This is a genomic window from Frigoribacterium sp. 9N (genome assembly GCF_902506305.1).
Taxonomy (GTDB): Bacteria; Actinomycetota; Actinomycetes; order Actinomycetales; family Microbacteriaceae; genus Frigoribacterium.
Map to the genome: position 1 here is coordinate 1,183,827 of NZ_LR733392.1, position 20,412 is coordinate 1,204,238.

A 20,412-nucleotide genomic window follows, 5' to 3' on the forward strand; every position below is an offset into this window, starting at 1 on the left:
ACCACCCTTCCGGGAGCCTTAGAGTCGCCTGCCGTTATCGAATCCGACGAACGAAAGCCCCGATGGGAACGGCGTGTCGGCTTTCGCCGACACGCCGTTGTAACGATCCTCAGATCCTCGCCCCGCAGGGCCTCCGTCAGCCGACGCGGGCTCCGGTCGAGATCTTGTACCGCGCCCCGTGGTGCTCGTCCGGCAACCGGTCTCCGCGCCCGAACAGCTTCTGCCGCAGCGTGCCCGGTTCGTACTCGGTGGGATAGACGCCCCGGGCCTGGAGCACGGGGATCACGTGCTCGACGACGTCCTCGAACGTGCCCGGAGTGATGGCGTAGGCGAGGTTGAACCCGTCGACGTCGGTCTCGTCGACCCACTCCTGGAGCTGGTCGGCGATCTCCTCGCCGGACCCGACGATGCGGGGCCCGAGACCGCCGATCCCGGCCGCCTCGGCGATGTCGCGGATCGTCCACTCCGCGCCCGTGTCACCCGCCTGCGCCTGGAAGTTCGCGAGGGCCGACTGGATGGCGTTGCTCTCGACGTCACCCACGGGGTCGTCGAGCGAGTAGGTCGAGAGGTCGACGCCCATCCACCCCGACATGAGCGTCAGGGCGCCCTCGTGCGAGGCGTATCGCCGGTACTCGTCGTGCTTGGCCCGGGCGGCCTCGGGGGTGGCGTCGGTGATGATGGTCAGCAACGTGTAGATGCGCGCCGAGTAGCGGTCGCGGCCCGCGGCCTCGAGCGCGTCCCGGATCTTGCCGACCGTCGCGGCCAGGCGTTCCTTGGTCGGGGCCGCCACGAAGATCGACTCGGCGTTGCCGGCGGCGAAGCGGATGCCCCGCGGCGAGGCACCCGCCTGGTAGATCACGGGGGTGCGCTGAGGGCTGGGCTCGGCGATGTGGATGCCGGGCACCTTGTAGTAGGTGCCGTCGTGCCCGATCTCGTGCACCTTCGCCGGGTCGGTGAAGACGCCGGACTCACGGTCGCGGACGACCGCGTCGTCCTCCCACGACCCCTCCCACAGCTTGTACAGGACCTCGAGGTACTCGTCGGCCTGGTCGTACCGGGTGTCGTGGTCGAGCTGGTCGTCGGCCCCCATGTTGCGGGCGGCGCTCGGCAGGTAGCCGGTGACGACGTTCCAGCCGATCCGCCCCTCCGTCAGGTGGTCGAGCGTCGACATGCGCCGGGCGAACGGGTAGGGGTGCTCGTAGGCCGTGCCGGCGGTGATGCCGAAGCCCAGGTGCTCGGTCGCGGCGGCCATGGCCGAGACGAGCAGCACCGGGTCGCCGACCGGGGTCTGGGTGCCGTTGCGCAACGCCGCGTCGTGGTTGCCGCCGTAGACGTCGTACGTGCCGAGCACGTCGGCGATGAAGAGCCCGTCGAAGACGCCCTTCTCGAGGAGGCGCGCGAGGGAGGTCCAGTAGCTCAGCTTCGTGTAGTCGGCCGAGCGGTCGTCGGGGTGCCGCCAGAGACCGGGGGACTGGTGCCCCACGCAGTTCATGTCGAAGGCGTTGAACCGGATTCGTCGAGTCATGAGGCCATCATCACGACCCGGGCCCGTGCTGTCGTCCTCGCCGACACACGAGGTCACACTCCGCGCCCCGTAGCCTGTGTCGGTGCTCCCGTTCCGCCGCCACGTCACCGACGTCGACCGCCCCCGTCTCACCCGCGACGTCTACGTCCTCGGCGTGATCGCCTTCTTCGTCATGGTCGGCTTCGGGGTGGTCGTCCCGGTCCTGCCGGTCTACGCCCGCAGCTTCGGCGTCGACCACGCCCTGGTGGGTGCCGTCCTCTCGGCCTTCGCCCTCATGCGCCTCGTGGCGAGCCCGTTCGTGGGTCGACTCATCGACCTGATGGGCGAGCGGGTCGTGCTCTCGGTGGGCATCGGCATCGTGGCGCTGTCGAGCGGACTCGCCGGGCTCGCCCAGACCTATCCGCAGCTCCTCCTGCTCCGGGGGGCGGGTGGCATCGGCTCGGCCATGTTCAGCATCGCGGCGATGACGTTGCTGCTCGGCGCGACCGACCCGTCGCTCCGGGCCCGGGCCGTCGGCTTCTACCAGGGCGGGTTCCTCGTCGGCGGCATGGCGGGTCCTGCCCTCGGCGGGCTGCTCGCGACCATCTCGTTGACGGCGCCGTTCTTCTTCTACGCGGGCACGCTCGCCGTGGCCGGCCTGGTCGGCGTCGTGCTCCTGCGCCGGGCACCGCAGCACTCCTCGACGACCGTCACCGCGCCTCCGGTGCCCCTCGGGGTCGTGCTGCGCGACGTGCGGTTCCGGACCGCGTGCGTGGCCAACTTCGCACAGGGTTGGTCGTCGCTGGGGGTGCGCAGCGCCCTCGTCCCCGTCCTGGTGGTGGAGGTCCTGCGCGGACCGACGGCCTGGACGGGGTTGCTCTTCGCCGCGTCGGCGGTGGCACAGACCATCGCGCTGGCACCGGCTGCGCGCTTCGTCGACACGGTCGGCCGTCGACCGGCCGTGATCGGCTCGTTCGCGGTGGCGGCCGTGACCCTGTTCGCGGTGTCCCTCGCCCCGGACGTCTGGACGCTCGGCGCCCTGCTCTGCGTCTACGGCGTGGCGACGGCGTTCATGGGCACCGCGCCCGCGGCACTCGTCGGCGACGCCGCGGGGGCCCGCGGTGGTCGTCCCGTCGCGATCTTCTCGATGTGCTCGGACGTGGGGGCGATCGCCGGGCCGCTCGTCGCGGGCCTGCTCGTCGACACGGTCTCGTACCCCGCGGCGTTCGGCGTCGCGGCCGTCCTGCTGGCCGTGGCGGCCGGGGCGGCGATCCGCCTGCCCCGGACCGCCACCGGCACGCCGACCCCGGCCTGATCAGCCGAGGTGCACGGGCGCCTCGGTGGGCAGCAGGTCCTCCTTGCGGCCGCGGATGAGGAAGAACGAGATCGGCGCGGCGAGCAGCATGGCGACCGCGGCGGCGAGGAAGGCCACCGAGTAGCCGTCGACCAGCGGACCGAGCGGCCCGCCCACCGTCGACGTCGAGGACGCGACGGCCCCGGCGTAGAGGTTCGTGAAGACGGCGAGACCAATCGATCCGCCGATCTGCATCATGGCGTTCGAGGTCGCGCTGGCGGCACCGGCGTCGTGCGGGGCGACCCGGCTGAGCGCCAGGTTCTGCATGGGCACGAAGACGCCGGCGAGGCCGACGCCCATGACGAGCAGGGCCGGCAGCACCTGGACGGCGTACGAGCCGTCGGCCGTGATCTGCGTGGCGAGCCAGAGCAGCCCGGCCCCCGCGACGAGCGGCCCGACGATCATCATCGGGCGGGGGCCGACGATCGGCAGCGCCTTCGTCAGCAGGGGGGCGCAGACCATGATGACCAGCGTCATCGGCAGGCTGGCGAGCCCCGCCTCGAGCGGGCCGAAGCCGAGCACGATCTGCAGGTGGAAGGTCAGGTAGAGCAGGGCGCCGATCATGACGCTCCCGACGATCAACTGCACCAGGAAGGCTCCGCCACGGACGCGGTCGGCGAGCACGCGCATCGGCAGCAGCGGGTGGTCGCTCCGTCGCTCGACGACGACGAACAGGGCGAGCAGACCGGCCCCCAGGGCGATGAAGCCGATGACGACGGCCGAGCCCCAGCCGTCCTCGGCCCGGGTGAAGCCGTAGACGAGGCTGGCGAGGCCGGCCGCGACGACGATCGTGCCGACGACGTCGAGGCGGTTCCGCCCCTCGGCCCGGCTCTCGCTCACGACGAAGGCGGCGGCGACGATGGCGACGAGCACGATCGGCACGTTGACGAGCAGGCACCAGCGCCAGCTGACGAACTCGGTCAGCACGCCGCCGAGCACGAGCCCGACGGCCGCGCCGGCGCCCGAGATGGCGCCGAAGACGGCGAAGGCGGTGTTCCGGTCGCGACCCGACGCGAAGGTGGTGGTGAGCACGGCCAGGGCCGCGGGGGCGAGCAGGGCCGCGAACACGCCCTGCAGGCCGCGGGCGAGGATCAGCTCACCACCGGTCTGCACGAGCCCGCCGAACGCGGAGGCGGCTCCGAAGCCGACCATCCCGACGATGAAGGTGCGCTTGCGGCCCCAGAAGTCGGCGATCCGACCGCCGAGCAGCAGCAGCGCGCCGAAGGCGAGCGCGTAGGCCGTCACGACCCACTGGCGGTTCTCGTCGCTGAGGCCGAGGTCGGCCTGGGCGTCGGGCAGGGCGATGTTGACGATGGTGCCGTCGAGGACGACGACGAGTTGCGCGAGGGCGACGATGACGAGCACCCACCAACGGCGCGACGAACGCGTCTCGGTGGGGGCGGGGGCGACGGTGGTCACTGCGGTACCTGTTTCTCTGGGGGACGACGAACTACCCTACCTACTAGTTGGTTGGTCCGTAAGTCGGCTACGGTGATCCGATGCGAACCGATGCCGCCGAGACCCGTCGAGCCATCCTCGAGGCCGCGACCGCGGAGTTCTCGCGACACGGGTTGGCCGGGGCGCGCGTCGACCGCATCGCGGCCGAGGCCGGCTGCAGCAAGGAGCGTCTCTACGCGAACTTCGGTGACAAGCGGTCGCTCTTCACGACCGTCCTGAACGGCACCTTCGAGACCATGGGCGAGGCCGCGTCCCGCCCTGCCGCGAGCGTCGAGGAGTTCGCCCTCGCCGTCTTCGACCACATGCAGGCCCACCCCGACCACAACCGGCTGCTCGCCTGGGCCCGGCTCGAGGGCGAGCACGACTGGGAGGCCTCGGTCCCCACCCTGCGCTCGGTCCAGGACGCCGCCCTGTCGCAGCTCGACCGCCTTCGCGGCGACCCCGCCGTGACGGTGTCCTGGAGCAGCGACGACATCTTCGCCCTCGTCATGTCGCTCGCCTGCGCCTGGCAGAACCTGCCCGGTCTCGGCGAGGCGCATCCGGGCGTGGTGCTCGACCCCGCCCTGCAACGCGAGATCGTGCACGAGGCCGTGCGGCGCCTCACCACGGCCTGAGCCGGGCCCCGGGCCGCTCCACCGCACCGACGACGAAGGAGGCGCGCCCCGGTCACCCGGGACGCGCCTCCTTCTCGAGATCGGTCGCGACTACTTCTTCGCGTCGACCTTCGGGGTCACCTTGAGGAATCCCGCGCGCGGATCGCCGAGACCCACCAGCGGGGTCGTGTCGCGGCCGCCGACGAAGTTCGTCACCCAGCCCGACAGGATGCGGAACTTCCGGTTCAGCGTCGGCATCGCGTACAGGTGGTAGCCACGGTGGGCCATCCAGGCCGGCACGTTCTTCAGCTGGAGGCCGAACATGCTGGCCGCGCCCTTGCCGATGCCGTAGCTCGCCACGGTGCCGAGCGACTCGTGGCGGTACTCCTTGACGGGCTCGCCCGACAGGGTCGCGATGACGTTGTCGGCCACGGTGACCGCCTGGCGCACGGCATTCTGTGCGTTCGGCGGGTAGTACGCCGGCTGCTTCTCGGCCAGCAGGTCGGGGACCTGCGCGCCGTCGCCGAGGGCCCAGACGCCGTCGAGCTTGTGGCCGTCCTCGGTCTGGACCTGCAGGGTCGCGCTGACGTTCACGTGTCCCTTCGGGCCGAGGGGGAGGCCCATGTCGCCGAGCACCGGGTTCGGCTTGACGCCGGCCGTCCAGACGATCGTGCCGGCGGGGATGGTCTCGCCGTCGCTCAGCACGACGTCGCCGTCGACGCACGAGGGCATCGTCGTCTTGAGGCGGATGTCGATGCCTCGACCGCGCAGCTGGCCCAGGGTCCACTTCGAGAGCTCGGGACCGACCTCGGGGGCGACGCGGTCCAGGGCCTCGACGAGCACGAAGCGCAGTTCGTCGCGCGACAGGTTCGGGAACGTGTCGACGGCGGAGTTCGCGGCGTCGGACAATTCGGCGAGGGCCTCGACGCCCGTGTAGCCGCCACCGACGAAGACGACGGTGAGGAGCTTGCGGCGGACGGCCGGGTCCTTGACGCTCGCCGCCTCGGCGATGTTGCCGAGGATGCGGTCACGGACGTACTGAGCCTCTTCGACGCTCTTGAAGCCCACGCCGTTCTCGGCCAGGCCCGGGGTCGGGAAGGTCCGGGTGACGGCGCCGAGGGCGACGACCAACTGGTCGTAGGCGATGTCGCTGGACTCGCCGTCCGCACTCGTGACGGTGACCTTCTTGGCCTCGCTGTCGAGCCCGGTGACCGACGCCTCGACGACCTTCGTGCGCTTGAGCGTCTTGCGCAGCGGCACGGTGACGTCGCGCGCGGCGATGTGGCCACCGGCGACCTCGGGCAAGAACGGCTGGTAGGTGAAGTACGGGGCCTGGTCGACGAGGGTGATGCTCGCCGCCTGGGGTGGGTGTCGCTTCTGCAGTTCGAGTGCAGTGGTGAGCCCGGCGGAACCGCCGCCGAGAATTACGATTCGCTTGGTCATGTATGTGTTCCTCCCTCAGACGACCGTACCCCCGGGGCCGCCTGCCGGAACGCCACACGCCGAACGGCCCGGCACCCCTCGGGGGCCGGGCCGGGCACGGCCACGCGTCGGCCGGTGGGGTCAGCGACCGCCGTCGAGGTCGCTCTGCGTGAACGACCCGTCCGGTTCGCCGTCGTGGGGACCGCCGTCGGCGGCCGGCTCGTCCGGGACCTGCGCGTCCACGTACGACCCGTCGCCCTCGCTCGTGCCGGCCTCTTCGGTGTAGGTGCCGTCGGCCTCGCCGTCGTGCGGCCCGCGCGTGCGGGCGCCGCCGTCGAGGTCGTCGTCGACGTACGAGCCGTCCTCGCCCGAGGTGGGTCCGCCGGTGCTCGGCCGGTCGTGCTCGTGGTGGTTGGCGTCGCTGCCCATGGGTGCTGCCCTTCGTCGAGGTCGGTCGGCGTCGTCGCCGCCCGTGCGGCTCACCCTAGACCGACGTGGTGCCGGTCGACCGGGCGGGACCGTGTCGTCAGAACCCCTCGTTCTCGCGGGTCACGTAGGGCGACTCCAGCGCGTCGAGCTCGTCGTCGGTGAGCCACAGGTCGACCGAGGCCACGGCGTCGTCGAGGTGCTGCATCTTCGTGGCGCCGACGATGGGGGACGTGACCGCGTCCTGCTGCCGCACCCAGGCCAACGCGACCTGTGCGCGAGGCACGCCCCGCGCCTCCGCGACGTCGGCGACGGCCTGCGCCACGAGGCGGTCACCGTCCTCGCGCTGCTTGTAGAGCGTCTGACCGAAGCGGTCGGTCTCGGTCCGGGCCGTGGTGGCGTCCCAGTCCCGGGTCAGCTTCCCGCGGGCCAGGGGCGACCAGGGCAGCACGCCGACCCCCTGGTCCAGGCAATAGGGGTGCATCTCACGCTCTTCCTCGCGTTGGATCAGGCTGTACTGGTCCTGCATCGAGACGAAACGCGTCCAGCCCCCGAGGTCGGCCGCGTGCTGCATCGAGGCGAACTGCCAGGCCCACATGCTCGAGGCGCCGATGTAGCGGGCCTTGCCGGCCTTGACGACGTCGTGGAGCGCCTCCATCGTCTCCTCCACGGGCACCTCGGGGTCGAAGCGGTGGATCTGGTACAGGTCGACGTAGTCGGTGCCGAGCCGGCGCAGGCTGTCGTCGATCGCGCTCATGACGTGCCCCCGGCTGAGCCCGGCCCCGTTCGGACCGGGACGCATCCGGCCGTGCACCTTGGTCGCCAGGACGACCTCCTCGCGGGTCGCGAAGTCCCGCAGTGCCCGTCCGACGATCTCCTCGCTGGTGCCGTCCGAGTAGACGTCGGCGGTGTCGAAGGTCGTGATGCCGAGCTCGAGCGCCCGCGAGATGAACGGGCGGCTCTCGTCCTCGGGCAGGCTCCACTCGTGCGTCCCGCGGTCGGGCACGCCGTAGCTCATGCACCCCAGGGTCACCGCCGAGACGGTCAGGCCGCTCGTGCCCAGTCGTGCGTACTCCATGTGTGGCACCTCTCGTCGTCGAGGCGGGGCACCGACGCCCGCGCCGACTGCGACCCTACGCGCGGGGCGGCGCGGTCCGGCCCGCGATCGACGGGTCCCCGCGGATCACCGAGGCGGCGTGTCGGAGCGCCCGCCGCGCCTCCGGGGTCCAGGGAGCGCCGACGAAGTCGTGGAAGGCACCGCGGTACAGCCGCAGCTCGACGCGTCCACCCGCCGCGGTCACGCCCGCGGCCAGCCGCTTCACGTCGGGCGTCAGCAGGTCGCGATCGCCGGCGTAGGCGAACACGGGCGGGAGACCCGAGAGGTCGCCGCGCACCGGGCTGACGACGGGGTCGGCCGGATCACGGTCGCCGGCCCACCACCGACCCGCGGCGACGAGACCGTCGCGGGCGAGCATCGGGTCGAGCGGTGCGACCTCGTCGATCGCGGGGGAGTCGAGCAGGGCGTCCACCCACGGCGAGAAGAGCACGAGCGCGTCGGGTGCCGGTCGGCCGGCGTCGCGTCCCCGCATGGCCGCGACGAGGGCGAGCGCCCCGCCCGCCGAGTCGCCGGCCACGACGACGCGGGACGGGGAGGCGCGGCGCACGTCCGCGAGGACGGCGTCCAGCAGCGGCAGCGCGTCGTCCACGTCGTGGGCCGGGGCGAGACCGTAGAGGGGCACCGTGACGACGGCCCCGGAGGCGCGGACGAGACCCGCGAGCAGGTTCCAGTGCGTGGCCAGGACGGGGTGCACGTAGGCACCGCCGTGCAGGTAGACCACGTGGACGCCGCTCGGGGCCCGACGCGGACGGAGCGTGACGACGCGCTCACCACCGACCCGCGCCTCCTCGACGGTCGCGACGCGGTGCACCGCTCGCGTGACCGGCGCGGCGGAGCCCTGACGGGCGACCGAGCGGACGAGCGAGTCCTCGGACTCGGTCGAGCGGGGGCGGAGGCGGAGCCGGAGGCGCAGAAGAGCACGCGTGGCGGCCATCGAGAGCGACATGACCCGACCCTACGGGCGCCGGGGACGACCAGGGGAGGCGGGGGCTACCGGACGGGAGGCGAGGGGGCTAGCTTGTCCCCCGAACGGGTCACCCGACCCCGACGTCGCCGGTGCCGTCATCTGGGAGCGCGCACCGACGGCACACCTCGCTGCACGAACACACCCGAAGGAACGACGATGTTCGACACACGCTTCATCAGCAGTGCCATCTCCCGGAGCGCCGAGACCCCGATCGATCGACGACGGCTGCTCGCCGCCGCCGGCGTCACCGGCCTCGGCACGGGGCTCGCCGCGGTCGCCGCGACGCTGCCCGCCCAGTCCGCGGCCGCCGTCTCGCCCTCCGACGAGGTGATCAGTGATGCGACGATCCTGAACTTCGCACTCAACCTCGAGTACCTCGAGGCGGAGTTCTACCTCCGGGCCGTCACCGGCTCGGGGCTGCCCGCCGACCAGATCACGGGCATCGACCCCCAGGGCGGCGTCGTCGGCGGCGCACCCGTGCCGTTCAAGACCACGATCGTCAAGCGCATCGCGCAGGAGATCGCGGCGGACGAGAAGGCGCACGTCTCCTTCTTGCGGTCGGCACTCGGCGGCGCGAAGGTGTCGCGACCGGCGATCGACCTGCAGAGCAGCTTCACGGCGGCGGCCCTCGCGGCAGGGGTCATCACGCCGGGCCAGACCTTCGACCCGTTCGCCTCGGAGGAGAACTTCCTGCTCGGGGCGTTCATCTTCGAGGACGTCGGCGTGACCGCCTACAAGGGGGCCGCACCCCTGATCTACAACAAGACGTACCTCGGCGCGGCCGCCGGCATCCTCGCGGTCGAGGCCTACCACGCGGGCATCATCCGCACCACGCTGAACGCCAAGGGACTGCAGGTGCCCGCGACGAAGATCTCGGACGCCCGCGACTCCCTCGACGGGTCGACGGACGACGACCAGGGTCTGACCCTCGGTGGCGTCCAGAACCTCGTGCCGACCGACGCCAACGCCATCGTCTACGGACGGACCGCCGAGCGCGTGCTCAACGTCGTGTACCTCACGCCGAACCAGATCGACAAGGGCGGGTTCTTCCCGCAGGGCATCAACGGCTCGATCGTCGCCAGCGGCAACCCCGGCAGCGCGGTCTGACGACCGACGAAGGCCGGAGAACCAAGGAAGGCCCGCACACCGGGGTGTGCGGGCCTTCCGTCGCTTGCGAACAAGCATCTGTCTCAACACAGATCTGGTGAAACGCCTCTCGAGAGAGAGTGTTTCGAGTGTCCGAGGGGGGACTTGAACCCCCACGCCCTATACGGGCACTAGCACCTCAAGCTAGCGCGTCTGCCATTTCCGCCACCCGGACTGGATGGTGCCGACCGAAGCCGACACGAAAGATTAGCACGGCTCGGAGGGCCCTCGTGACCACGGCCACGTCCGTCGGCGTGAGCGGCGCGGCAGGTAGCGTGGGGCGCATGACGACGACCCCCACGAGCACCGGACAGACCGAGCCCGAGCTCGACGAGACGGCCCGCATCGCCCGCGACCTCATCCGGTTCGACACGTCGAACTACGGCGGTGGGCGGTCGAACGGCGAGGCCGAAGCCGCCGAGTACGTCGAGGCGGCCCTCCGCGACCTCGGCCTCGAGCCGCAGCTGTTCGAGTCCGAACCCGGCCGGGTCAGCGTGATCGCCCGGGTCGAGGGCGCCGAGCCGGCGAAGCCCGGACTGGTGGTGCACGGCCACCTCGACGTCGTGCCCGCCGACCCCGCGAACTGGTCGGTCGACCCGTTCGGCGGCGTCGTCCGCGACGGCATGCTCTGGGGGCGCGGCGCCGTCGACATGAAGAACATGGACGCCATGATGCTGACGGCCGTCGGCGACATCCTGCGGGCGGGCGAACGACCGGCCCGCGACCTCGTGCTGGGCTTCCTCGCCGACGAGGAGGCCGGGGGAGTCCTCGGCTCGCACTTCCTGGTGAAGGAACACCCCGGGTTGTTCGACGGCGCCACCGAGGCGATCAGCGAGGTCGGTGGCTACTCGACCTTCATCGACGGTCGACGCTCGTACCTGCTGCAGACGGGCGAGAAGGCCCTGATCTGGATCAAGCTCAGGGCTCGGGGCACCGCCGGCCACGGCTCGCAGATGATCGAGGCGAACGCCGTGACGCGCCTGGCCGAGGCGGTGGCCGTCCTCGGCCGCCAGCAGTGGCCGATCGTGCTGACGGACACGACGACCGCCCTGCTGGGCGAGGTGGCCCGCATCCTCGACGTCGACGTGCACGAGGTCGCACCCGACGAACTGGTCCTGCGCACCGGCACCGCCAAGGGCTTCATCCGCGGCTCGCTGCGCACGACGACCAACCCCACGATGCTGACGGCGGGCTACAAGCACAACGTCGTGCCCGACACGGCCGAGGCCCTGGTCGACATCCGGTGCATGCCGGGGCAGGAGGCGGCGGTGCTCGCCGAGGTCCGGGCCCTGATCGGCGATGACGTCGAGATCGAGACGATGCACACCGACATCGGGCTCGAGACGCCCTTCTCGGGGCCCCTGGTGGACGCCATCACCGCCACCCTCGACCGGCACGACCCGGGAGCACCCGTCCTGCCCTACCTGCTCTCGGGCGGCACCGACAACAAGGCCCTCAGCCTGCTCGGCATCGCCGGGTACGGCTTCGCCCCGCTCCGGCTCGACGAGGGCATGGACTTCCCGGCCATGTTCCACGGCGTCGACGAACGGGTCCCGCTCGACGCACTATCCTTTGGCAGTCGCGTCCTGCGGGACTTGTTGTCGACGTACTAGCAACCCCCGCACCAGAAGGGTCACCCGCGTGGAGCATCTCCTCCAGGCACTCCTGCTCGGCCTCGTCCAGGGCCTCACGGAGTTCCTCCCCGTCTCGTCGAGCGCCCACCTGCGGCTCGTCGGCCTGTTCTTCAGCGATCCCGGGGCGGCGGCCGAGTTCGACCCGGGCGCCACCTTCACGGCGATCACGCAGCTCGGCACCGAGCTCGCGGTCGTCATCTACTTCCGGCGCGACATCACCCGCATCGTCTCGCGCTGGTTCGCGGGCGTGACCGGCAAGATCCCCCGCACCGACCCCGACGTCCGCATGGGCTGGCTCGTCATCATCGGCACCGTCCCGATCGTGCTCGTGGGGTACGTCGCGCAGGAGTACATCCGCACGGTGTTCCGCTCGCTCTGGATCGTGGCGATCGTCCTGATCGTGTTCGGCGTCCTTCTCGGACTGGCCGATCGTCTCGGCAAGAAGACCGAGCGCTTCGAGGACATGCGCTACGGCCACGGCATCGCCGTCGGCGTCGCCCAGGTGCTGGCGCTCTTCCCCGGCGTCTCGCGGTCGGGTGCCACGACGACCACGGCACTCGCGCTCGGCTACACGCGTCCCGCCGCCGCCCGGTTCTCGTTCCTGCTCGCCGTGCCCGCCGTCTTCGGCAGCGGTCTCTACGAACTCGTCCAGAGCTTCAGCGACCCCGGGCCCTACTCTCTGGGCGAGACCCTGGCCGCCACGGTCGTCGCGTTCGTCGTCGGCTTCGTCGTCATCGCGTTCTTCATGAACTACATCTCGCGCCGCAGCTTCGCCCCGTTCGTGGCCTACCGCATCGTGCTCGGCGTCGTCCTGCTCGTCCTGCTCGGCACGGGCGTGGTGGCCGCATGAGGTCCTGGGCAGAACCCGACGTCCCGCGCCTCCCGGGCCTGGGCGACCTCCCGTCGCTCCACGACACGTCGACCGGCACGGTGCACCCGACCGAGGTCGACGGGTCGCGGGCCGGTCTCTACGTGTGCGGCATCACTCCGTACGACGCCACCCACCTGGGTCACGCGTCGACCTACCTGGCCTTCGACACCCTGCTGCGCGTCTGGCGCGACGCCGGGGTCGAGGTGGTCTACGCGCAGAACACGACCGACGTCGACGACCCGCTGCTCGAGCGGGCGACGGCCACCGGCGTCGACTGGCGAGAGCTCGCGGACGGCCAGACCGACCTCTTCCGCAGCGACATGCAGCACCTGGCCGTGGTGCCGCCGACGCACTACGTCGCGGTGACCGAGGTGGTGACCGACGTCGCCGACGCCGTGGCGCGCCTCCTCGACCGGGGTCTCGCGTACCCCGTGCCCACCGATGCCTCGACCGCCGGCGACGACCTGTACTTCGACGTCCGAGCCGCCGAACGCGACACCGACTGGCACCTGGGGCTCGAGAGTCGCTACGACGCCGAGACGATGGCCCGGTTCTTCGCCGAGCGCGGCGGTGACCCCGATCGCGCCGGCAAGCGCGACCCCCTCGACCCGCTGCTCTGGCGCGCGGCCCGCGACGACGAGCCGTCGTGGCCCACCACCGTGGGCGCCGGCCGACCCGGTTGGCACATCGAGTGCACCGTCATCGCCCAGCAGCACCTCGACGTGCCCGTCACCGTCAATGGCGGCGGGAGCGACCTGGTGTTCCCGCACCACGAGATGAGCACGGCGCACGGCACGGCCCTCACCGGCCGCCCCTACGCCGTCCACCACACGCACACCGGGATGGTCGGCTACCAGGGCGAGAAGATGAGCAAGTCGCTCGGCAACCTCGTGAAGGTCAGCGAGCTCGTCGCCGCGGGCCGCGACCCCCGCGCCGTCCGGCTCGCCCTCCTGGCGCACCACTACCGCTCCGACTGGGAGTGGTTCGACGCCGACCTCGTCACCGCCGAAGGACGGCTCGAGCGCTGGCTCGCCTGGGCCGCCACGAGAGCAGGAGGCGCGGTGCCGGTCCCGGCCCCCACCCCGTTGGTCGTCGGCCTGCGCTCGTCGCTGGCGGACGACCTCGACACGCCCTCGGCCCTCGACTCCGTCGACGCCGTCGTGGCCCGGGGAACGGCCCCGTCCGAGGTCGACGTCGACGCCGTGCAGGCGCTGTTGGGCATCGACCTGCGCGTCTGAACGCCGCCGACGGCGCCGAGGCGACCGGTCCGCCCCGGCACCCGGACGAAACGGGTCGTCCATCCCGTTCTCCATGCGCATGCATGAGTGTTCCTCAATCAGCACGCCCGTCTGCCCTACGATGGTCGGCGTGGAGACGTCGACGACCGCCCCGGCCCCGGCCGCGACGCCGGGCGACGCCCGCCGGCCGCTCACCCGACGCGACACCCGCGTCGACCTCTGGATCACCGCCCTCACCGCGGCGCTCGGCCTCGTCACGCTCTGGCTCAGCGCCGTCATCGTCGAGGACGCCGACGGGGCGGGTTCGCCCTCGACCCTCGAGAGCGTGCTGTGGCTCCTGGGCCTCTGCGCCCCGCTCGCCTTCCGACGGCAGCGTCCCGTGGCCGTCCTCGTCGTCGTGTCGGCCGTGTTCCTGGCCGCCCAGCTGCGGGGCTACCCCGACACCCTCACCCCGTCGATCGTCGAGTTCGTGGTCATCTTCACCGCGAACGCCTGGGCCGCCCGGCGCGCCCGTGCGCTCGTCGTCAGCGTCGTCGTGACCGCGGTCATGTTCGTCTGGCTCGGCGTGTGGCTGCACTCCGTCTACGTGTCCGACGCCGAGGCACCCGACCCCGTGACCCTCGCCACGATCGCCTACACGCTCGTGTCGAACGGCATCGTCCTCGTCACGGCCATCGCGTTCGGCCGGGCGGCCCGCGTGTCGGCCACCCGGCTGCACGCCCTCGAACGCACGGGGGTCGAGTTGCGCGCCGCCCACGAGCTCGTCGCCGATCGGGCCATCAACGAAGAACGCACCCGCCTCGCCCGCGAGCTGCACGACGTGGTCGCCCATCACGTCGCCGTCATCGGCATCCAGGCGGGCGCCGCCCGGCGGACGCTCGACCGGCCCGACATCGCGCGAGGCGCCCTCTCGGCCGTCGAGGGCACGGCGCGGACGACCATCGACGAGTTGGACCGCCTACTGTCCGTCCTGCGGTCGCGGGACGGCGAGGCCGGGTCCGGCCCCTCGGGCCTCGGTGCCCTGCCCGAACTCATGGCCGACACGCGAGCCCTGGGCCTCGAGGTCCGGTTCTCGGTGCACGGCGACGCCCGCGACGTCCCCGAGAGCATCGGGGTCACCCTGTACCGCATCACCCAGGAGGCCCTGACCAACACCCTCAAGCACGGCAACGCCTCCCTCGCCGAGGTGCACCTCCGCTACGGCGACCGGACGATCGAGGTCGAGGTCGTCGACGACGGTCGTCCCGGCCCCATGCCCTATCCCGGCGCGGGAATCCCGCTGGGATCGACGGCGACCGGCCCCGGACTGGGCCAGCGGGGCATGCGCGAGAGGGTCGACCTGCACGGGGGCGAGCTCCAGCTCGGCCCCCGCCCGCGCGGGGGCTACCGGGTGTGCGCGGTCCTGCCCGTGAACGCCTGCGCCGACGCCCGCCCCCTCGACCACGTCACCGCCGCCGACCCCTCCGAGAGACCATGACCGACACGACCGCCCCCGTCTCCGTCCTGCTCGTCGACGACCAGGACCTCGTCCGCACGGGTTTCCGCATCATCCTCGACACCGCACCCGACGTCCGCGTCGTCGGCGAGGCCTGCGACGGGCTCGAGGCCGTCGACCTCGTCCGGCGGCTCCGCCCCGACGTCGTCGTCATGGACATCGAGATGCCCGTCCTCGACGGACTCGAGGCCACGCGTCGCATCCTCGCGCAGTCACCCGGGGGCGGCCCGGCGGTCCTCGTTCTGACGACGTTCGGCCGGGACGACTACGTCTTCCGGGCCCTGCAGGCGGGGGCGAGCGGCTTCCTGCTCAAGACGGCCACGCCCGAGGACCTGATCGAGGCGATCGCCGTCGTCCACCGCGGAGACGCCTTGCTCTCGCCCCAACTCACCCGTGCCGTGGTCGAACGCGCCGTGGGCGACCCCGCGACGACGCGCGTCGTCGTCCCCAGCCCCGCACTGGCGACCCTCACCGAACGCGAACGCGAGGTGCTCGACCGGTTGGCATCGGGGGCCTCCAACGCCGAGATCGCCCGCCGGCTGTTCCTGGGCGAGGCCACGGTCAAGACGCACGTCTCCAACGTGCTCGGCAAGCTCGGCCTCCGCGACCGGACGGCGGCCGTGGTGTTCGCCTACGAGAACGGCGTCGCGGTCCCGGGCGGGCCCGCCACCTGACCGGGGCCCTCGTACCGGGCCCCACCCCGCCCCTCCTGACGGGTCGCCGGCGGACCGGTCAGGGGACCGGGGGGTACCGCGGGTCGTCCGGTCGTCCGTCCCCGCCCTTGCCGTCGCGCCGACGGAGGTACCGTTCGAACTCCTGCGCGATGGCCTCACCGCTCGCCTCGGGGCTGTCCACCGTGTCGCGGGCCTGCTCGAGCTGCTCGATGTAGCCCGCCATGTCCTCGTCGTCGGCGGCGAGTGCGTCGATGCCGGACTCCCAGGCCGTCGACTCGGCGGCGAGCTCGCCGCGGGGGATCGTCACGCCCGAGAGCTCGTCGAGCTTCTCGATGAGCGCGAGCGTCGCCTTGGGCGACGGGGCGTTGTGGACGTAGTGGGGGACGGAGGCCCAGATCGACAGGGTCGGCACGCCCGCGGCCTCGACGGCGTCGGCGAGGACCGACAAGATGCCCACCGGCCCCTCGTAGGTGCTGCGCTCGAGGGTGTACTCGTCGCGGACGGCCTCGTTCTCGCTGCTGACGAAGACCGAGATGGGCCGCGTGTGGGGGACGTCGGCGAGCATGGCTCCGAGGAACACCACGCCCGTGACGTCGTGCACGTCGATCAGGTCGACGATCTCGGCGGCGAAGCCGCGCCAGCTCCGCGACGGTTCGGCACCGAGCAGCACGAGCACCTCGGTGGTGGGCGACGACGGGTCGCGGGGGAGGACCGTCGCGGCGTCGGCGGCCGCGTGCAGCTGGATGCGCGGCCACACGAGGGTTCGCACGCCGTCGTCGTCGAGCCCCACCTGCGGGCGGTTGAACTGGTAGTCGATGTACCGTTCGCCGTCGAGTTCGGCCACCGGTTCGAGCGAGAGGGTCTCGACCAGGCTGCGCGCGACGCCGCTGGCGGCCTCGCCGGCGTCGTTCCAGCCCTCGAAGGCGACCACCAGCAGGCGTCCCGCAGCGAAATCCGACGTGTTCGTCAACCTGAGTCCTCACCGTGCCGGAAGGGCGTCCGGCGCTTGACCCTCCACGATAGACCGTGACCGCCACCAGGAGGCGCGGGCCGGGAGGCCACGTCGACCAGGCCCGGTAGACTCGTCCGCCGTGACCGAAACCCTGCCTGCCGCCGTCCTGTGGGACATGGACGGAACCCTCGTCGACACCGAACCGTACTGGTTCCTCTGCCAGGTCGAACTGGTCGAGTCGTTCGGCGGCACCTGGAGCCGCGAGGACGGCGACGCCATGATCGGGAGCGGCCTGTGGCAGTCCGCCCGGGTCCTGCAGTCCCACGGGGTCGACCTGACCGAGGACGAGATCATCGACCGCCTGACCACCGCGGTCCTCGAGCGGGCCGCGGTCGAGATCCCGTGGCGTCCCGGGGCGAAGGAACTCCTCGCCGAGCTCCGGCGAGAAGGCGTCCCGACCGCCCTGGTCACCATGTCCATCCGCCGCATGGCCCAGTTCATGGTCGACGCCATCGAGTTCGAGGCATTCGACGCGATCGTCGCCGGCGACGACGTCGAGCACGCCAAGCCGCACCCCGAGGCCTACCTCCGGGGCGCCGCCCTGCTGGGCGTCGACCCCGCCGACTGCATCGCCATCGAGGACAGCACGCCCGGCCTGGCCTCGGCCGTCGCCGCCGGCACCGTCGCGATCGGCGTCGAGCACCACGCACCGCTCGCTGACGACGGCCCCTACATCCGCCGCGACACCCTCGTCGGCACCACGGTCGACGACCTCCGCGCGGTGCACCGGGCCGGCCGTGCCGTCCGCGACCAGGCGACCTCCGACTCCTGACCCCGGTGCGCACGCCGCGCCTCCTGCACCCCTCGGGGTGCGACCCGATCGAAAGCAGCACCCTCGCATGACCGCGTTCCGCCGCCAGTCCGGCCCCTTCGTCGAAGGCGACAAGGTCCAGCTCACGGGCCCCAAGGGCAAGATGAACACCATCGTGCTGACCCCGGGCGCCGTGTTCCACACGCACCGCGGCATGATCGCGCACGACGACGTCGTCGGGTTGCCCGACGGGTCCGTCGTCCCCAGCACGACGGGCGACGAGTACCTCGCCCTCCGTCCGCTGCTGAGCGACTTCGTGATGTCCATGCCCCGGGGCGCGGCCATCGTCTACCCGAAGGACGCCGCCCAGATCGTGGCGTTCGCCGACATCTTCCCCGGCGCGACGGTCGTCGAGGCCGGCGTGGGTTCGGGTGCGCTGTCGCTCTGGCTGCTGCGGGCCGTCGGCCCCGAGGGTCGCCTGGCGTCCTTCGAGCGCCGACGGGAGTTCGCCGACGTCGCCGAGGGCAACGTCGCGAGCTTCTTCGGTGCCGAGCCCGAGAACTGGACGGTCACGGTCGGCGACCTGGCCGACGAGTTGCCCGCGGCGATGCCCGACGGGACGGTCGACCGGGTCGTGCTCGACATGCTCGCGCCGTGGGAGAACGTCGACGTCACGGCCGACGCCCTCAAGCCGGGCGGTCTGGTGATCTGCTACGTCGCCACCGCGACACAGCTCTCGCGCACGGCCGAGGCCCTGCGCGCCTCCGAGGCCTTCACCGAGCCCGACGCGTCCGAGACGCTCGTCCGCGGCTGGCACGTCGAGGGCCTCGCCGTCCGCCCCGACCACCGCATGATCGGGCACACCGGCTTCCTCCTCACCGCCCGCCGGCTGGCACCGGGAGCGGTGCTCCCGCAGCTCAAACGACGCCCCTCGAAGTCCGACTACAGCGATGCCGACGTCGAGGCCTGGACGCCCGGCGCACTCGGCGAGCGGTCGGCCAGCGACAAGAAGCTGCGCAAGACGGCACGCCAGGCCCGGACGGCGGCGGAGGCCGCGTTCGCGGCGACCGAGGCCGTCGACGGCACCACCGACGGAGCCGGCGCCGACGGCACGTCGACCGGTTCCGCCCCGGCCTGAGCATCGTCGAGGGCTCCGACCACCCCCGCTAAGCTGTCCCCGCATCCGAAGTGCGGGCGGTGCAGGGCGGTGCGGCGGGGGCTCAGCGCTGCAGCGAGGCGGTGGCGCCGACGCGACCGCGGGCGACCCGCACGGCGATCGTGACGACCAGCACGACGGCGGCGGCGACGATCGCGGCCACCCCGGCGACGACGTTCTCGGGTTCGCCGGTCAGGCGGCCGACCGCGATCCAGGCGAGTCCCCACGAGAGCGACAGGGCGGGGGCGAGGCGGCCGCGCCCGGCGAAGGCCAGCACGACGCCGACGAATGCGGCCACGGCGAGCACCACCGACGACCAGAACCCGGCCGCGAAGCCGAAGCCGTCGAAGCCCGCGTCGACCAGGCCTGCGGCGATGTTGGCGACCGTCGCGACGCTGACCCAGCCGAGGTAGAGGCCGAGGGTGCCGTCGGTGACGACCGCGTCGACCCACCCGCTCGACGCGGTGTGGAACAGGATGACGAAGATGCGCGCGAGCACCAGCAGCAGCGCGACGATCACGACGGCGCCCAGCCAGACGCTGCCGAGCTGCACGGCGGCGAACAGCCAGGCGGCGTTGAGCAGCAGCGAGGCCGCGACCCAGTAGCCGAGCCGACGGTGTCGGGTCACGGCGCGCTGACCGGGCAGGGCCTGGTAGATCGCGTAGGCGACGAGGCCGAGGTAGATGACGCTCCAGATGCTGAAGGCCGTGGTCGCCGGGGCTACCGTCGTGGCCGTCGCGCTGAGGGCCCCGCCCGCCGCGTCGGACACCGCGACGCCGCCGAACGCGCCCGATCCGTAGGCGGCCAGCACGATCGCGAGGACCGCGGTCACGACCACGACGATCTGGCGGACGACGTCACGCGACGTCGCGGTCTCGGCAGGGGGTCGGGTGCTCGTGTCGGTGCTCATGAGGGGGACGCTAGTCGTGCCCGCCGGTCGATCTCTTAGTTGCTAAGAGGATTGTCAGGGAAGGGGCGGCGAGGGAGGGGCGGCACAGCCGAGGAGGCGCGGTGCGGTCGGGCGGTCAGCCCACCTGCACGGGCGGCCCCGCGATCAGCAGCACCACGAAGACGACCACCACGGCGACGACCAGCAGCACGACGGCGAGGACGAGGTGCCCGAGCATCCAGCGCAACAGGCGGTCGAGGGGGCGTCGGTCGCGCGGGTCGTCGGTCGCCGTGCGGCGCCAGGCACCGGCGAGGAGGCCGCGGCGGTCGATCCAGCGCTCGACGGGCAACGAGGCGAACGGCACGACGGCGCTGGCGAGGGCGGCCAGGGTCACCCCGCCCGACCAGCGCTGGTTCACCGCGACGACGACGCCCGCGACGAGGTACGCGAGGAACACGAAACCGTGGATCGGCCCGGCCACGCTGACCGGCCAGTCGCCGACCCCCACCGCGTACTTGAGGATCATGCCCGCGATGAGCAGCGACCAGGTCACCACCTCGGCGACGGCGAACGAGCGGAAGAGGGTGCGAGGCGACACGAGCTGCTCCTGGTGAGGGGCCGACGGGGACGCGCCCATGCTCGCAGCCCCCTGCTGAGCGCCGGCCCTGCCCGCTCGCCCCGGTGACTCGGCCACGCGGCCCTGCC

19 protein-coding genes and 1 tRNA gene are annotated in these 20,412 nt (G+C 72.1%); 10 read left to right on the forward strand and 10 right to left on the reverse strand.

Annotation, left to right across the window (positions count from 1 at the left end; translation table 11 throughout):
- Nucleotides 1–136: 136 nt before the first annotated feature.
- Nucleotides 137–1,525, reverse strand: coding sequence for an LLM class flavin-dependent oxidoreductase (locus ARTHRO9V_RS08575; RefSeq protein WP_159826633.1), 1,389 nt, complete (start codon nucleotides 1,523–1,525; stop codon nucleotides 137–139).
- Between the two features lie 82 nt (nucleotides 1,526–1,607).
- Here ARTHRO9V_RS08575 and ARTHRO9V_RS08580 point away from each other — a divergent pair, with 82 nt between their 5' ends.
- On the forward strand, nucleotides 1,608–2,819 hold the full coding sequence (locus ARTHRO9V_RS08580; RefSeq protein WP_233568316.1) for an MFS transporter: 1,212 nt from the start codon (nucleotides 1,608–1,610) through the stop codon (nucleotides 2,817–2,819).
- On the opposite strand, the gene ARTHRO9V_RS08585 is transcribed toward ARTHRO9V_RS08580, so the two are convergent.
- Nucleotides 2,820–4,277 (reverse strand): MFS transporter, encoded by a 1,458-nt coding sequence (locus ARTHRO9V_RS08585; protein ID WP_201298925.1) that lies wholly within the window; start codon nucleotides 4,275–4,277, stop codon nucleotides 2,820–2,822. It abuts the gene before it with no gap.
- An 80-nt stretch (nucleotides 4,278–4,357) separates the two neighbouring features.
- Between ARTHRO9V_RS08585 and ARTHRO9V_RS08590 the strand changes: the two genes are divergently transcribed.
- Entirely contained in the window at nucleotides 4,358–4,930 is a 573-nt protein-coding gene (locus ARTHRO9V_RS08590; RefSeq protein ID WP_159826635.1) for a TetR/AcrR family transcriptional regulator, read from the forward strand.
- A 90-nt stretch (nucleotides 4,931–5,020) separates the two neighbouring features.
- Here ARTHRO9V_RS08590 and ARTHRO9V_RS08595 read toward each other — a convergent pair whose 3' ends face one another.
- The 4 genes from ARTHRO9V_RS08595 to ARTHRO9V_RS08610 form a co-directional block, all read right to left on the reverse strand.
- Entirely contained in the window at nucleotides 5,021–6,352 is a 1,332-nt protein-coding gene (locus ARTHRO9V_RS08595) for an NAD(P)/FAD-dependent oxidoreductase (RefSeq protein ID WP_056045118.1), read from the reverse strand.
- A gap of 120 nt (nucleotides 6,353–6,472) precedes the next feature.
- Nucleotides 6,473–6,760, reverse strand: a complete 288-nt coding sequence (locus tag ARTHRO9V_RS08600; RefSeq protein ID WP_043594967.1) for a hypothetical protein — start codon at nucleotides 6,758–6,760, stop codon at nucleotides 6,473–6,475.
- Between the two features lie 97 nt (nucleotides 6,761–6,857).
- Nucleotides 6,858–7,835: an aldo/keto reductase gene (locus tag ARTHRO9V_RS08605; protein WP_056045111.1), complete on the reverse strand. Its 978-nt coding sequence runs from the start codon at nucleotides 7,833–7,835 to the stop codon at nucleotides 6,858–6,860.
- A gap of 55 nt (nucleotides 7,836–7,890) precedes the next feature.
- On the reverse strand, nucleotides 7,891–8,820 hold the full coding sequence (locus ARTHRO9V_RS08610) for an alpha/beta hydrolase fold domain-containing protein (protein WP_159826637.1): 930 nt from the start codon (nucleotides 8,818–8,820) through the stop codon (nucleotides 7,891–7,893).
- Between the two features lie 177 nt (nucleotides 8,821–8,997).
- Between ARTHRO9V_RS08610 and ARTHRO9V_RS08615 the strand changes: the two genes are divergently transcribed.
- On the forward strand, nucleotides 8,998–9,948 hold the full coding sequence (locus tag ARTHRO9V_RS08615; RefSeq protein WP_043594964.1) for a ferritin-like domain-containing protein: 951 nt from the start codon (nucleotides 8,998–9,000) through the stop codon (nucleotides 9,946–9,948).
- Between the two features lie 129 nt (nucleotides 9,949–10,077).
- On the opposite strand, the gene ARTHRO9V_RS08620 is transcribed toward ARTHRO9V_RS08615, so the two are convergent.
- Nucleotides 10,078–10,162: transfer RNA gene (locus ARTHRO9V_RS08620), tRNA-Leu, on the reverse strand.
- Between the two features lie 109 nt (nucleotides 10,163–10,271).
- Here ARTHRO9V_RS08620 and ARTHRO9V_RS08625 point away from each other — a divergent pair.
- The 5 genes from ARTHRO9V_RS08625 to ARTHRO9V_RS08645 all read left to right on the forward strand — a co-directional run bounded on the left by ARTHRO9V_RS08625 (nucleotide 10,272) and on the right by ARTHRO9V_RS08645 (nucleotide 15,899).
- Nucleotides 10,272–11,600 carry a M20/M25/M40 family metallo-hydrolase gene (locus ARTHRO9V_RS08625; protein ID WP_159826639.1) on the forward strand — a complete coding sequence of 443 codons (1,329 nt, stop codon included), beginning with the start codon at nucleotides 10,272–10,274 and terminating at the stop codon, nucleotides 11,598–11,600.
- Between the two features lie 28 nt (nucleotides 11,601–11,628).
- Complete coding sequence (locus ARTHRO9V_RS08630; RefSeq protein ID WP_056045103.1) at nucleotides 11,629–12,471, forward strand: undecaprenyl-diphosphate phosphatase; 843 nt, start codon at nucleotides 11,629–11,631, stop codon at nucleotides 12,469–12,471.
- Nucleotides 12,468–13,730 carry a cysteine--1-D-myo-inosityl 2-amino-2-deoxy-alpha-D-glucopyranoside ligase gene (gene mshC, locus ARTHRO9V_RS08635; protein WP_159826641.1) on the forward strand — a complete coding sequence of 421 codons (1,263 nt, stop codon included), beginning with the start codon at nucleotides 12,468–12,470 and terminating at the stop codon, nucleotides 13,728–13,730. The genes ARTHRO9V_RS08630 and mshC overlap by 4 nt, the downstream gene beginning before the upstream one ends.
- Before the next feature lie 130 nt (nucleotides 13,731–13,860).
- On the forward strand, nucleotides 13,861–15,207 hold the full coding sequence (locus tag ARTHRO9V_RS08640) for a sensor histidine kinase (protein WP_159826643.1): 1,347 nt from the start codon (nucleotides 13,861–13,863) through the stop codon (nucleotides 15,205–15,207).
- Nucleotides 15,204–15,899, forward strand: coding sequence for a response regulator transcription factor (locus ARTHRO9V_RS08645; protein ID WP_056045093.1), 696 nt, complete (start codon nucleotides 15,204–15,206; stop codon nucleotides 15,897–15,899). The genes ARTHRO9V_RS08640 and ARTHRO9V_RS08645 overlap by 4 nt, the downstream gene beginning before the upstream one ends.
- A 58-nt stretch (nucleotides 15,900–15,957) precedes the next feature.
- Here ARTHRO9V_RS08645 and ARTHRO9V_RS08650 read toward each other — a convergent pair whose 3' ends face one another.
- Nucleotides 15,958–16,869: a proteasome assembly chaperone family protein gene (locus tag ARTHRO9V_RS08650; RefSeq protein ID WP_056045092.1), complete on the reverse strand. Its 912-nt coding sequence runs from the start codon at nucleotides 16,867–16,869 to the stop codon at nucleotides 15,958–15,960.
- A gap of 121 nt (nucleotides 16,870–16,990) precedes the next feature.
- On the opposite strand from ARTHRO9V_RS08650, the gene ARTHRO9V_RS08655 reads away from it, so the two are divergent.
- Both ARTHRO9V_RS08655 and ARTHRO9V_RS08660 read left to right on the forward strand, forming a co-directional pair.
- Nucleotides 16,991–17,683 carry an HAD family phosphatase gene (locus tag ARTHRO9V_RS08655; protein ID WP_236556976.1) on the forward strand — a complete coding sequence of 231 codons (693 nt, stop codon included), beginning with the start codon at nucleotides 16,991–16,993 and terminating at the stop codon, nucleotides 17,681–17,683.
- Between the two features lie 67 nt (nucleotides 17,684–17,750).
- Entirely contained in the window at nucleotides 17,751–18,800 is a 1,050-nt protein-coding gene (locus ARTHRO9V_RS08660; RefSeq protein ID WP_159826645.1) for a tRNA (adenine-N1)-methyltransferase, read from the forward strand.
- Between the two features lie 82 nt (nucleotides 18,801–18,882).
- Here ARTHRO9V_RS08660 and ARTHRO9V_RS08665 read toward each other — a convergent pair whose 3' ends face one another.
- Both ARTHRO9V_RS08665 and ARTHRO9V_RS08670 read right to left on the reverse strand, forming a co-directional pair.
- Nucleotides 18,883–19,728, reverse strand: a complete 846-nt coding sequence (locus tag ARTHRO9V_RS08665; protein ID WP_159826647.1) for a tryptophan-rich sensory protein — start codon at nucleotides 19,726–19,728, stop codon at nucleotides 18,883–18,885.
- A gap of 115 nt (nucleotides 19,729–19,843) precedes the next feature.
- Entirely contained in the window at nucleotides 19,844–20,305 is a 462-nt protein-coding gene (locus ARTHRO9V_RS08670) for a DUF3817 domain-containing protein (RefSeq protein WP_236556980.1), read from the reverse strand.
- Nucleotides 20,306–20,412: the final 107 nt, after the last annotated feature.

Coding starts and splice junctions, on each gene's coding strand:
- ARTHRO9V_RS08615 (WP_043594964.1), top strand. CDS start 8,998: ATGTTCGACACACGCTTCATCAGCAGTGCCATCTCCCGGAGCGCCGAG.
- ARTHRO9V_RS08590 (WP_159826635.1), top strand. CDS start 4,358: ATGCGAACCGATGCCGCCGAGACCCGTCGAGCCATCCTCGAGGCCGCG.
- ARTHRO9V_RS08605 (WP_056045111.1), bottom strand. CDS start 7,835: ATGGAGTACGCACGACTGGGCACGAGCGGCCTGACCGTCTCGGCGGTG.
- ARTHRO9V_RS08660 (WP_159826645.1), top strand. CDS start 17,751: ATGACCGCGTTCCGCCGCCAGTCCGGCCCCTTCGTCGAAGGCGACAAG.
- ARTHRO9V_RS08595 (WP_056045118.1), bottom strand. CDS start 6,352: ATGACCAAGCGAATCGTAATTCTCGGCGGCGGTTCCGCCGGGCTCACC.
- ARTHRO9V_RS08665 (WP_159826647.1), bottom strand. CDS start 19,728: ATGAGCACCGACACGAGCACCCGACCCCCTGCCGAGACCGCGACGTCG.
- ARTHRO9V_RS08575 (WP_159826633.1), bottom strand. CDS start 1,525: ATGACTCGACGAATCCGGTTCAACGCCTTCGACATGAACTGCGTGGGG.
- ARTHRO9V_RS08600 (WP_043594967.1), bottom strand. CDS start 6,760: ATGGGCAGCGACGCCAACCACCACGAGCACGACCGGCCGAGCACCGGC.
- ARTHRO9V_RS08645 (WP_056045093.1), top strand. CDS start 15,204: ATGACCGACACGACCGCCCCCGTCTCCGTCCTGCTCGTCGACGACCAG.
- ARTHRO9V_RS08610 (WP_159826637.1), bottom strand. CDS start 8,820: ATGTCGCTCTCGATGGCCGCCACGCGTGCTCTTCTGCGCCTCCGGCTC.
- mshC (WP_159826641.1), top strand. CDS start 12,468: ATGAGGTCCTGGGCAGAACCCGACGTCCCGCGCCTCCCGGGCCTGGGC.
- ARTHRO9V_RS08625 (WP_159826639.1), top strand. CDS start 10,272: ATGACGACGACCCCCACGAGCACCGGACAGACCGAGCCCGAGCTCGAC.